This is a genomic window from Pseudomonas sp. LBUM1640 (assembly GCF_059716225.1).
In genome coordinates this window covers 6,754,596-6,767,684 of sequence record NZ_CP166816.1, presented here as the reverse complement: position 1 = coordinate 6,767,684, position 13,089 = coordinate 6,754,596, and the positions used below count along the sequence as shown (strand labels likewise).

Here is a 13,089-nt window from a genome sequence, read left to right as displayed (position 1 = left end):
TTCTGGATCTCCTAATCGTAGTAAGCGCCCGGTCGAGCATTTTTATTCAATTGCCTTTCGCCGGAGCGGAGTAATCTGCGTTCATCAGACACGATTTTATCCAAGGCTTTGCGGTACTGAGCTTGGTTCCATTTGTTCCGATCACCGACTGTTTGCACTTGTGTCATTTTTTCGGCAAGACTGTCGTTGACTTTACCTGCATGGCGTCCTTGGTGGATGGATCGACGCCCATCAGTCAACGCCGTGGTCTTATTGGGCAGGAATATTTTGTTCTGCCGGCTTTGTAAATCGAACCCTGCCAATTTGAGCAGAGGATGATTTTTTGTACTGGCATGTTTGTCGCTCAGTATGTGGTGGTCCTGATATCCCTGTTTTTTCAGGCGACCAATACGTCGATTTATAGATGACGTACAACTCCAACCCAATGGGTCAATCCAACCGTATGGGTTTGCTGCATAAAGATAAAGATTGATCCCACCTGCCAACCCAATCGGATCCGGCGTTGTAAACCGCCCCACATCCGGATCATAAAACCTGAACGTATTGAAATGCAGCCCCGTCTCCCGGTCCAGGTATTGCCCCTGAAACCGTAGGTTCTGCTCCTCAATGTAATAGGGCTCACGCACTTCTTCCAGCGTGTTGCCCCACACCCGATAAGTCGCCTGCCAGACGCTGTGCCCGTCGGCCTCGGTCAGTTGCTCCGGCAAGCCGTTCAGGTCGTTGTGGTAGTAACGAATCTTTTGCAGCAGCCCGGCACCATCGACGCGGGCCAAGGGTTGGTAGCCTTCATCTTCATAGACATAAAGGCTGGACTGGCTGTGCTTATGCTCCTGCAATAAACGTAGCCCATTCCACATGAACCGGGTTTCGCCGAGTGGATAACCATCACTGCCATGCTCTGTTTTTTCAATCCGCCGTCCCAGCGGGTCATACGCCATCCTGACCACGCTGCCGTTTTCATTGCGCACTTCAACCAGCCGACTTTCCGCGTCATACGCAAACCGCTGCACACCGCGCTTGGCGCTGCGCTTCTCGATCATCCGCCCAAACGCATCGTAGCGATAACGCTTGTCCTGATACGTCAGCAGCTTGTTATGCACCACCAACCCGGCGCCTGCCTGCGGGCCGTCCAACAGGTTGGCGGCGGCGTCGTAGGCGAAGGTTTCGCGCTGGCCGTGCAGGCTGTCTTGGCTGGCGATGATGCGGCCGGTGGCGTCGTAGTGCAGCAACTGGCGATGTTGCGCGGCAGGTTGCTGGTCGAGTTTGCCGATCAGGTTGTCGGCTGGGTCGTATTCGAACTGCTTTTGCACCGCTGCCGGCATCAACGAGGGCTGGCTGTTAAGGCGGCGTTGGCGTGAGCGCAGGCGGCCGCTGCGGTCGTATTCGCTGCGGGTGCTGAGCTGGCCTTGGGTGCGCAGCACTTCGCGGTGCAGGCGGTCGCGCTCGAAGTCGCTGATGACCTGGCCGTCGAGGTTGATCTGATGCAGATGGCCGCTGCCGTAGTACAGGCGATTGAGCCAGCGGCCGTCCGGCAGTTGGGTCTGGATCAGGTTGCCGAGTTCGTCGTAGTGGTGTTGCAGGTTGCCGCCAGCACTCTGTTCGGCAAGCAACTGGCCGACAGCGTCGTAGGCGAAAGCCAAGGCTTGTGCATTGCCCTGCAAGTCGGTGAAGGTGACGGCTGTGAGCTGATCGACTGCATCGTAGCTGTAGTCGGTGCGGCCATCGTCGGTGGTTTTGGCGACCAGTCGGCCAACCGCATCGCGTTCCAGTCGGTGAACGATAGGCGCCGGTGGCGTCTCGGGGACCACCGCCAAGCCATTGCCATAAGGCGCCGCAACGGCAGTCACCGCCGTGATGTTGTCCAGCAGGTCATAGTCGTAGCGCTTGGCGCTGCCGTCGAGGTCGTGCTGTTCAGTCAGCCGATCCACTGCGTCCCACGCAAACCGATAGCTTTCACCGTTCTCATTGACCAGCGCTTGCAGCCGCCCGTAGCTGTCGTAGCCGAACTGCACCTGCCGACCATGGGCGTCGGTGCGCTGGCGTACCTGGCCACGCCGGTTGTGTTGATAGAGCGTGGTGTGCCCGGCGGGATCGGTGTAGCCCACCAACTGCCCGCTGGCGTCTCGCTGGTAGTGCTCGGTGCGACCGTCTGGCAGTTGGCTGCTGAGCAAGCGCCCCTGAGCGTCATAGCTGAACTGAGTGCGTTCGCCGAGAGCATCGGTGATGACCTGCAGATAACCCCGTTCGTCATAGCTGAAGCGTGTTGGGTAGCCCGAGCAATCGATGTGCTCAACCAGTTGCCCGAATGGGTTCCAACGCAGCGTTTTGCTTTTGCCAGTGGCATCGATGATTTCTACTGGCTGGCCGTGCGCGTCATAGCGGTAACGGGTGATATACCCCAGCGGATCGGTCTCGGCGATACAGTTGCCGCGCGGGTCATAGCGATACTGCCAGCTGTTGTCGGCAGCGTCGGTTTCCACCAGCGGCAATGCCCAGTGCTCCAGCCACAAGGTCGAATCGCTGCGGCCCAGCGGGTCGGTCTCGCCGATCAGGTTGCCGCTCTCATCGTAACTGTATTCATAGCGCCCGCCCTGCGGGTCGGTGGCGCTGAGCAACTGGCGTTCGTCGTTCCATTCGAACAGCCAAGTCTGGCCGAGGTTGTCGCTGTACTGAATGATCTGGTGCTGAGTGTTCCAGTGGCGGATGCTGACGCGCTGCAAGCCATCGGTGATGCGTGTGGTGCCGGCTTGCAGGTCATAGTCGAATTGGAAGGTGTCACCTTCATCGGTCCAGTGCCGCACCACGCGCCATTCCAGACCTTCAACAAACGCCCAGTCGTAGAAGCAGCGCAATCCTGTCGGCAACTGGTGCTCGACCATACGGCGCCCGGAATCATAGGCAAAACGCCGCTGCACCTGGCCAGTTGCGTCGCGCACCTGCGCCAGGTTGCCCGCAGCGTCATAGCCGTAACTGACCAGCACTTCACGGCGTTGATCCGGGTACAGGCGTTCGATGTGGGTCACATGGCCCTGATCGCGGATCAGCTCAACCTGCACCAGATCAAACGTATCGCGCAGCCGCACCAGACGCGCGGCTTCGTCATAGTCGAGATAAATGCGGTTGTCGTTACGGTCACCCAACTGGCTCAGGCGCAATCGCGATGGGTTTGCTGGTGCAGGCTCGAACAGGCGGTAAACGCCGTCATCGCTTTCGATCAGCAACTGGCCATTGAGATGTCGCCGCACGGCCAGCCCTTCACCGGCGCTGAACACCGCGCCACCCAAGGCAATCGAGCCCATGTCGATAGGCCGGCCCTGTTCATCGGTATAGACCAGCGTTTCGCCGCCCTCGGGATGCGGCTGGATATCGACGCATACTTCATAGGCCACGCTCCAACCGGCACCAAACAAACTGCCTTGGCGTTCATCGCGGCTGTTGTAGAAGCGCTGCCAGTCGATCGGCAGGATACCGGGCAGCACGAAATCCAACTCCTCGACATCGCCCAATATCTTCGCGCCCGTCGCAGCCTGCACCGGGTTCGACGAGCCCATCGCGGCGTTGGCCGCAGCCCCCATCGCGCTACTGATGGCCATCGAGGTAGCCCCGCTGACCAACATGCACGGCAGCTTGCTGAAAAACTTGCCCTTGCCGCCTTTGAGCATCAACAACGCTGTAACCGCCAGGCCGACGCCCGGCGTTTTACCGCTGCGAATTTCACGCACCACCACCGAGCCGCCGCCAATGGTCACGTTGGATGAGATCAGCCCCGACGACACCACCGTGGCATCGCACGTGCTGCGGTCACCGCTGCGCACCGCCGGTTGACCATTGACCGTGACCTTTTCCGAACCTTCTGCGAGAAACTGCGGCGGCATCGGCGGGTGCTTCATGCACACGACCAGGTCCAGCGGTTTGGGCACGGCGCCCGGCGCGGGTGTCGCAACGGTGGGGCGCCACATTTGCGAGAAGAAGCCCTCGGCCATATCCAGGTAACTGGGTTCCGGATCAGGCGTGGGCGCTTCCAGCTCGGTGCCGGCCGGCGTGACATGCGAGCTGATCGCCCCGGCGGCACGCGCGGCTGGGATGTTGTTGGTGAGCGTATTGGTGGAACCGGTGAGAATGTTCGCCTGCACCGTGGGCGGAAACAGGGCATTGCTAAAGGCGTCGCATATCTTGGTCAGCCCTTTGTCCGCTCCACTTTTGCTCATGGCGAGGCCGACAATCGTGCCGACCACCGCGCCCAGCAGAAAGCAACCGAGGCCGCCAGTGACTACGGTAATACCGGTGGCGGCAACCACGGCGGCGGTCGCCACAGCAGTGATCGCGATATTGGCCGCCACTTCCAGCACACCGCCGAGGATGTCGGCCATCATCGAAGTGTGGGACAGCGCATCGCCCATCCGGGCCGCCCATAACGCGTCAGACATGCAGGCTGCTCATCAAGAAATAGCGTCGAACGACAGTGAGTTCTTAATCGTCGCCCAATGCGCCGCCTCAGCATCCCCAAGCTTGTCGGCCTTCACATAACTCAAGGCAAGCATCTTGCGCGTACCCGGCAACACCAATGCCAGCTGATACTGGAACACCTTGTCATTGCCCTTGTTGAACTGGCTGCGCAGCTCGATGCCTTCCACTGCCTGGGCTGCACCCAAACGCACGGTAATGCTGGGTTGGCAGCGCAAGTCCTGTACCTGTTTTTCCAGGCGCTTGAGCTGGTCGTCGAAGTTGCTGTGCAGGGTTTCGCCTTCGGTGAGAACGCTGCGGCTGATGATCAATGAAGTGCCCAGTTCGGGAAACTTGAGGATATTGATCGACGCGTCCTGCAGCTCGCCCTCAGGCAGTTGAAACTGGAATTCGTTGATTCGGTACGTCATGGCAAACAGGTCTCGTCAGGAGCTTTTAGGCGCGGGGAAGACGGCTTTTATATTGGCGTCGATGCTTTTTTTGATGCCCTGGCCATCGGGTGTGGCGCCGGGGCCGTGGCCGTTGTTCAGATGCAGTACGCCCTTGGTGTTGAACTCGGCATCGCCGCTGGCATACAAGCTGATATTCACGCCGGTAAGGTTGATCTGCCCACTGGCATTTAGCTCCAGGATGCTTTTACCGCAGACCAGGCGAAGGTTCTCGCCCACTTCGATGACGTAGCTCTGGCTGATGCTGTCGGTCTTTCTCTGGCCCACCAAGAGGACGTCCTCCTGCTTGACGATGCGCGTACGGTTATTACCGATGGTCACCGTCTCGTTATGCCCAATGCTCTTAGTGCGGTCATGCCCGACGGAGTGGCTTTCATCCACCTCCACCACGATGTCCTGATTCCTCTCGGCGTGAATGTACAGCTGTTCCAGCCCCTTCTTGTCCTCCATGCGGATTTCATTGAAGTTGGCCGGCGTGCCGCCTTTGCTCGAGCGGCTTTTCATGCCGCTCTGGGTGGCGTTTTCGGGCAGGTCGTAAGGCACGGTCTGCTCGGCGTTGTACACCCGGCCGGTGATGATCGGCCGGTCGGGGTCACCCTCAAGGAAGCTCACAATCACTTCCTGGCCGATGCGTGGAATCTGCATCGAACCCCAGTTTTTCCCGGCCCAGGATTGCGACACACGAATCCAGCACGAGCTGTTTTCATTGGATTGGTCGTGACGGTCCCAGTAGAAGTGCACCTTCACGCGGCCGTATTGGTCGGTCCAGATTTCTTCGCCTTTGGGGCCCACCACCAAGGCGGTCTGCGGGCCTTTGACGATGGGCCGATGCGTGTTCGCCAGCGGGCGGAAGCTTTGCTGGGCGTCGATACACGTAAGGCTGCTTTCGAACTGCGCCGAGCCCGAGCCGCCGCCGCTTTCCAGGCTTTCCTGGACGATGTAATAACGGCAGCCGACGATCAGGTACTCGCGGTTCTGGTCCTGGCGACTGAAGCCAGTCAGGCTGAACAAATGGCCCGAGCCGAGGCCGCGGGCATTGCCGCTGAACTCGATCTGCTCATGCAAGGTTTGCAGGGCTTCGATGCGCGTGCGCGCGTAGTGTTCGCCGTCTGCGCTTTGCACGTAGGTGCCGGGGTAGTCGTACAGCGGATAGTCGCCGGCGGTGTGCGGGCGCGGCATCGCCGAACGCACATCGATGCTGGCGCTGGGGCGTTGGAAGTCGTAGTCGTTGAGCTCCAGCGAGCCCGGCTGTACTTCGTGCGCCAGGTGCCAGTTGTGCATATGGTCGCGTTCGCGCTGCTGCTCGTCCTTGGGGTAGTACGGAATCGACGCGTAGCCCGGCACCGTGGTGTGGGCGCCGTAGGCATCGGCCAGCACCAGCACATGGCGGTCCTGCTCATGGCGGAAGAAGTAGTAAATGCCTTCCTGTTCCATCAAGCGGCTGACGAAGTCAAAGCTGGTTTCGCGGTACTGCACGCAGTATTCCCACTCGCGGTACGGGCGGCTCAGGGCGTCTTCGAAGTCGGAAAAACCCAGGTCGCGGAACACCTGCTTGATGATCTGCGGGATGCTCAGGTTCTGGAAAATCCGGCAATCGGAGGTACGGCTAAGCAGCCAGAACCACGGGCGCAGTGTCACCTGATAACTGGCGAACTGGCCTTGGTCGATGTTCTGGCTGCACCGCGCGACGATGCCGTGGAAGTGCCGTTCGCCGCCGTCCGCCAGTTGCACGCCGACGCTCATCGGCTTGCCCAGCAACTGATTGAGGTCGATGTTGGCGTCCAGCGACGTCAGTTGCAGCTCATAGTTAAACAGCCTGCCCAGCTCTTCACCGCCGCCCATTTCATTGAGCAGCAGCACATCCGGCCCCAGAGGGCTGGTGATCTTGGCCAGGCGTGAGGCTTGGTTGAATAGCATCGGGCGTCTCGTAAATGACTTAATAACTGAAGAAACCGGTTCAACTGTGGGAGCCGAACTATGTGGGAGCCGGGCTTGCCCGCGATGCAGGCACCTCGGTGTGTCAGGTACACCGAAGTGATGCTATCGCAGGCAAGCCAGCTCCCACACAAGCCAGCTCCCACAGTTTTGATCGCGTTCCTTCAGGTTAATCGCTGAAGTCGTAGTGCAATTCATTATCCCGGCTACTGATCCGCACACCCGCCAGCGCCTTGCCTTCGAGCATGCGCGTGAGGAACTCACGGCTCATGTCCGGCAGCAGGCTGTTGGTGAGGATGGTGTCGATCATGCGGCCACCGCTTTCGGTTTCGGTGCAGCGTGAAACGATCAGGTCGACCACCGCATCGTCGTAGTCGAAGGCGACTTTGTGCGTAGTTTCCACGCGTTTTTTGATGCGGTTGAGTTGCAGGCGGGTAATTGCCTTGAGCATCTCGTCGCTCAGCGGGTAATAAGGAATCGTCACCAAACGGCCGAGCAATGCCGGCGGGAAAATCTCCAGCAGCGGCTGGCGCAAAGCCTTGGCGATTTCTTCCGGCTCAGGAATGTTCGCCGGGTCTTTGCACACCCGGGAAATCAGCTCTGTACCGGCGTTGGTGGTCAGCAGGATCAAGGTGTTCTTGAAGTCGATCACCCGGCCTTCGCCGTCTTCCATCACGCCCTTGTCGAACACTTGGAAGAAGATCTCATGCACGTCCGGGTGGGCTTTTTCCACCTCGTCCAGCAGCACCACGCTGTAGGGTTTGCGCCGCACCGCCTCGGTCAGCACGCCGCCTTCGCCGTAGCCGATATAGCCCGGTGGCGCGCCTTTGAGCGTCGACACGGTGTGGGCTTCCTGGAATTCGCTCATGTTGATGGTGATCACGTTCTGCTCGCCGCCGTACATGGCTTCGGCCAGGGCCAACGCGGTTTCGGTCTTGCCCACACCAGAGGTGCCGGCGAGCATGAACACACCAATCGGCTTGCTCGGGTTGTCGAGGCCGGCGCGCGAAGTCTGGATGCGCTTGGCGATCATTTGCAGGGCGTGGTCCTGGCCGATGATGCGTTTTTTCAGGTGCTGGTCGAGGTTGAGCACCGTCTCCAGTTCGTTGCGTGCCATGCGGCCCACCGGGATGCCGGTCCAATCAGCGACCACCGAAGCCACGGCCTGGTAATCCACGGTCGGCAGGATCAGCGGGGTTTCGCCTTGCAGCGTGGTGAGGCGCTGTTGCAGGTCGACCAATTGCGCACGCAAGTCATCGTCGCCACTGTCCACAACACCGGCTTTCTCGCGCAAAGTTGCACGGGTGGCGAGCAGCTCATCCACCAGGGTTTTCTCTTCGGCCCAGCGGCTTTCCAAGGTTGCCAGGCGTTCACGCTCGGCACTCAGCAAGGCTTCGCTATTGGTCTGGCGCGCGCCAATCGCGATGCCGATGGCATGCTCGCGGGCGATGATTTGCAGCTCGGTTTCCAGCGCTTCGATACGGCGGCGGCTGTCGTCCACTTCGGCCGGCACGGCGTGCAGGCTGATGGCGACGCGGGCACAGGCGGTGTCCAGCAGGCTTACGGATTTATCCGGCAACTGGCGGGCAGGAATGTAGCGGTGTGACAACTTCACCGAGGCTTCCAGGGCTTCATCGAGGATCTGCACCTGGTGGTGCTTTTCCATGGTTGAAGCCACGCCGCGCATCATCAGCAGCGCTTTGTCTTCCGACGGTTCGGCGACCTGCACGACTTGGAAGCGACGGGTCAGGGCCGGGTCTTTTTCGATGTGTTTTTTGTACTCGGCCCACGTAGTGGCGGCCACGGTACGCAACGTGCCACGCGCCAAGGCAGGTTTCAGCAGGTTGGCCGCATCGCCCGTCCCGGCAGCGCCACCGGCACCCACCAAGGTGTGGGCTTCGTCGATAAACAAGATGATCGGCTTGGGTGAGGCCTGCACGTCTTCGATGACCTGGCGCAGGCGCTGTTCGAACTCGCCTTTCATGCTGGCGCCGGCTTGCAGCAGGCCCACGTCAAGGCTGCGCAACTCCACGTCTTTCAGCGCGGGCGGTACGTCGCCGGCGACGATGCGCAGGGCGAAACCTTCGACCACGGCGGTCTTGCCCACACCGGCTTCGCCAGTGAGGATCGGGTTGTTCTGGCGTCGACGCATCAGAATATCCACCAGTTGGCGGATCTCTTCATCACGGCCCACGATGGGGTCGAGCTTGCCGCTGCGCGCCTGTTCAGTCAGGTCCACGGTAAAACGCTTGAGCGCTTCCTGCTTGCCCATCGCGCTCGGCGCCATGGCGCCGCTGGCTTCGCCCGGTACAGCACCAGCATTGAAGCCGTCGCTGGCACTCAATGCATTTTCGGGTGAGTCGCCGACGTATTCATCAAAGCGTTCGCTCAGTGCTTCAGCCTTGATTTTGTCGAATTCGGCAGACAAGCCCAGCAGCGCATGGCGCAGGCTCGGCGTCTTGAGAATCCCCAGCACCAGGTAGCCGGTGCGCACCTGGCTTTCGCCGAACATCAGGCTGCCGTAGACCCAGCCGCGCTCCACGGCCTCTTCCACGTGGGACGACAGGTCGGTGATCGACGTCGAGCCACGCGGCAGGCGGTCCAGCGCTTCGGTCAGGTCACGGGCCAGGCGCGCCGGCTCCACGTTGAACTGGCGGATGATGCGGTGCAGGTCCGAGTCCTGCAGTTGCAGCAACTGGTGAAACCAGTGAGCCAGTTCCACATACGGGTTGCCCCGCAGTTTGCAGAACACGGTGGCGGCTTCGATGGCCTTGTAGGCCACGGTGTTGAGTTTGCCGAACAGTGCGGCGCGACTGATTTCACCCATGCTCTGGATTCCTTGAGGTGGTGGCGTGATCGGCGTAATGCCGGGCCAGGATTAGGTCGTTGGCGTCATGCTCGGGTTGGCCGAGCCAGGTGTTGAAGCCCAGGCGGAACTGGCCATTGAGCTGCAGCGCCGGTACTTCGGGTTGTTGCAAAACCAGGTTCAAGTCCCAGTCCAATTCATGGCCCAGGTACTCGGCTACCCACGCCACCAGCTCGTTGAACGGCTGGCTGCCGGGCAGCATGCCCATGTAGTCATCGAGCGTGAGCGGGCCGAGGCGAATGCGGAATTTATGCTGGCGGTCCCACACGTGGCTTCCCAGGCAAAAGTCCACGCCCAACTGGTTGGCACTGACACTGACGCGGCTGCGCTCGGGCAATTCAAGCCATTGGCCGACGTATTCTTCGATCTCCACCGGCAGGCCGAAGTACTCGCCGAGAATCGCCTTCAAGCCGTCCGGGTAGCGGGTTTGCGCCGACAGGTGGCCGCTGTAATGCAGTTTTGCGGTGTCGGGAATCAGCCCCTGATTGAGCAGGCTGGGCATACCTCGGCCGCTTAATGCCGCCAGGCGCGCCGACCAGTAATCGTCATCCGGGCGGTCATGGCTGACCGTTGGCCGCGCCTCGGCCCAGGCCCGGTAAAACAGGCTGAGCAGGCGGTGGTGGAACACATCCAAAAACTGCTTGCTGGTGCTGTCGGCATTGTTGCGCTGACGCTCGCGCACGTACTCGGTGATGTGCAGCGGCAACGGGCCGTTGGGGCCGCCAAGGCCGAAGAAGAACTGCTCCAGCCGCGCTGGCTTGCCTTCGCCACCAGGGTTGACTGAGGCCAAGGTCGCCGGGGCGAAGGTGCAATCCGCCTGTTGCCCCAGGCGCAGCGGGTCATCCGCCAGGCGCAGCGAATGGCCCAGGCGCGGCAGCTCCGGCGATTCGCACTCGATACGCCGCAGCGCCTGGAAGAAATCGTATTCCCAGGGCTGCTGATGCATCGCATCCAGTGTGTTCACAGGGTCGGACGACGCCCGGGCTTGGCTTTCCATCGCATGATCTCGCCGCGTTCGGTGGTACGGATCACCGTCTCGGTAAAACTGTTGATCGACACGTAGCGTGCCAGGAAGCGCTCCAGCACCGCACCGAGCAGGAACACGCCGGTGCCGCGAAACGCGTTTTCATCGAATTCCAGGGTGATTTCCAAACCGCGGCCAAACACAATCGGGCCGGGCATCGGCAGGCGCCGGGTCACGGCTTTGCTGCTGACCTCACGCAAACCTTCGATCTGCAATTGCAGCGCCGCGTCGTTGCTGTCGCCATACAGACGCAGCAGTTCACGCAAGGCCCCGGCGCCCTGGCCTTGTTCGCTCAGCGACAGGTAGTTGAGTGACAACTGGCTGATCAGGCGCCACGCCTTGGCGTCATGGGCATGGCTGGCACGCGGGCGGCTCGGGCCGGCCACGCAGCGCACCGATAATACCGGCGCGCTGTCGGCCAGGGTGAAGTCGGTCTTGCCGTTGCCCACGCTCATGAACAGCGGCAGATCGCGGTTGGTGCACAGCGCGGTCACGCCGAGTTGGCGCAGGTCGTGGCGGTACGGCGCTTGCTGGCTGTCGACCAGGCTGACAAAGGTCTCGCTGCCCACATAAGTGGAGCGCGGGCCGTTGCGGCGCTGGTCGCTGGACAACACGCGGGGCTCGCGGCGCAGGGTGTAGTAGGCCTGGTCGCGGCCGTAGCGCGACGGGTCGCGCACCGCGTAGAACGGCAGAAACGGCTGCTCCGGCCCGGTGCCATGGCCGGTGATGCCGCTCAGTGAGTGAATCTCGAAATCCATCGGCCGTGTGCGGTCGGCGATCACATGGTGTTCGTTGACGCGGTCGGACAAGTGGATACGGTCCACGCGTTTCGGGAACAGGTTGATCGCGGGCGTGCAGAACGGCATGAACTGCGCGGCGCCGACGCTGCCTTCCAGGCTCGGTTCGTGGCGGTCGAACAGCACGATCAGCTCCAGCTCCTGGCCATCGCAACGTTTGACCGCGCGGCTCAGCTCAGCGAATTCGACGAACAGGAAGCGGTGGGGCAGGGCGAAGTATTCCTGCAACAGGCGATAGCCCTGAAACGCGCGGGCCACCACCGGCATGGCCGCGTCGGCGTCGTCGAACCCGCGTGAGCGTAAGGCGTCGTGCGGCAGGCGCTCAACCCAATCACCACCGGGCTTGCGTGCAAACACCGCGCAGGCATTGCCGAGCAGTTGTTCGTAAAGGCGGAACGGCTGCTCATCGGCGCCGCTGAGGTACAGCGGCAGGTTGTCGAGGTCGAGGCTGTTGAACGGCAACTCGGCGCCGGTGCGCAAGGTCAGGCGCAAGCCAGCCTTGGCTTTCGGCTCGCTGGCGGCCAGGCGGCCGAGCACGGCGGCGGGGTTGCCGAAGTATTCGGCGCCGCTGACCTGCAACGGCCACAGCATCACCGGGTGCGCGGTGCGGTACTCGCAGCAGGTCTGGGTTTCGCGGCCCAACGCAGCGCGCAACACCGTGTCGCGGGGCAGCGGGAAACCGCTGGCCAGCGAGCCTTCATCGGGGTCGGTCTGCAATTGCACCACGGTCATCGACGGGGTCGGCGCCAAGTAGTGTGGGTAAGCGATTTCAAGCAGGTTGTGGGTGAAGGTCGGGTACTCAGCGTCGAGCTTGAGCTGCACGCGGGCCGTGAGGTAGGCAAAACCTTCGAGCAAACGTTCGACGTATGGGTCGGCGCAGTCCATACCGGACAGGGTCAGCCGACTGGCGATCTTCGGGTATTCCTTGGCGAACTCGGCGGCGCTTTCGCGCACGTGGTGCAGTTCCTGGTTGTACAGCTCCAGCAGGCGCGGGTTCATGGGCGCCTCCGCTGGTCGGCATTCACCACGCGCACGTGGCCGGATTCCAGGTCGAGGTCGGTTTGCAGCAGCAGGCGCAGCGGCACGGGCTGCGCCCACAGGTCGCCCTCGATCTCGAAACTCAGCGCGTTGTGGTTCATCTCGCCATGACCCACGCGGGCTTTGACGCGCAAGGTGTGGCGCAAAATTCGCGGTTCAAAGGTGGCGATCGCCTGGTAGATCAGGGCTTCCAGGGCCTTGACGTCGACGCTGGACACGCTGTTTCCCGCGAGTGCCGGCAGGCCGTAATTGACCACCGAGGTGCCGGCCGGGGTGTGTAGCGTGGCATCGGCATCCAGCAACGACGTGGTGTTGAGCAGCCACGCCAGATCGCGCAGAACCGAGGCTTTTAATTGGGTCAGGGACAGCACGCGTTTGTCGGCGCTTTCCTTGGGGTTGGTCGGGTCGTCGTCGGTCAACCGGTCCAGCAGGGACGGTTGCAGACGGTCGCGGGAAGCGATTTCAGTTACCAAGAAAGCAGCTCCACGGACGGGTTGTGAGGGGGCGGTTTTTCAG

The 13,089-nt window shown here is 61.4% G+C and carries 7 protein-coding genes; all 7 read right to left on the bottom strand.

Going from position 1 to position 13,089, the window contains the following annotated elements:
* Window positions 1-11 precede the first annotated feature (11 nt).
* Window positions 12-4,427 carry an RHS repeat-associated core domain-containing protein gene (locus tag ACA065_RS30210; protein WP_497692713.1) on the bottom strand — a complete coding sequence of 1,472 codons (4,416 nt, stop codon included), beginning with the start codon at window positions 4,425-4,427 and terminating at the stop codon, window positions 12-14.
* Between the two features lie 12 nt (window positions 4,428-4,439).
* A complete protein-coding gene (locus ACA065_RS30205; protein ID WP_497692712.1) occupies window positions 4,440-4,874 on the bottom strand; it encodes a DcrB-related protein in 435 nt (144 codons plus the stop codon).
* Between the two features lie 15 nt (window positions 4,875-4,889).
* Window positions 4,890-6,830, bottom strand: a complete 1,941-nt coding sequence (locus tag ACA065_RS30200; RefSeq protein ID WP_497692711.1) for a type VI secretion system Vgr family protein — start codon at window positions 6,828-6,830, stop codon at window positions 4,890-4,892.
* Window positions 6,831-7,017: 187 nt separating this feature from the next.
* Window positions 7,018-9,675: a type VI secretion system ATPase TssH gene (gene tssH / locus ACA065_RS30195; RefSeq protein WP_497692710.1), complete on the bottom strand. Its 2,658-nt coding sequence runs from the start codon at window positions 9,673-9,675 to the stop codon at window positions 7,018-7,020.
* Entirely contained in the window at window positions 9,668-10,711 is a 1,044-nt protein-coding gene (gene tssG, locus ACA065_RS30190) for a type VI secretion system baseplate subunit TssG (RefSeq protein WP_497692709.1), read from the bottom strand. The genes tssH and tssG overlap by 8 nt, the downstream gene beginning before the upstream one ends.
* Window positions 10,675-12,534 carry a type VI secretion system baseplate subunit TssF gene (tssF, locus tag ACA065_RS30185; protein ID WP_497692708.1) on the bottom strand — a complete coding sequence of 620 codons (1,860 nt, stop codon included), beginning with the start codon at window positions 12,532-12,534 and terminating at the stop codon, window positions 10,675-10,677. Before tssF ends, tssG begins: the two co-directional genes overlap by 37 nt.
* Entirely contained in the window at window positions 12,531-13,046 is a 516-nt protein-coding gene (gene tssE, locus ACA065_RS30180) for a type VI secretion system baseplate subunit TssE (RefSeq protein ID WP_497692707.1), read from the bottom strand. The genes tssF and tssE overlap by 4 nt, the downstream gene beginning before the upstream one ends.
* Between the last annotated feature and the right edge of the window lie 43 nt (window positions 13,047-13,089).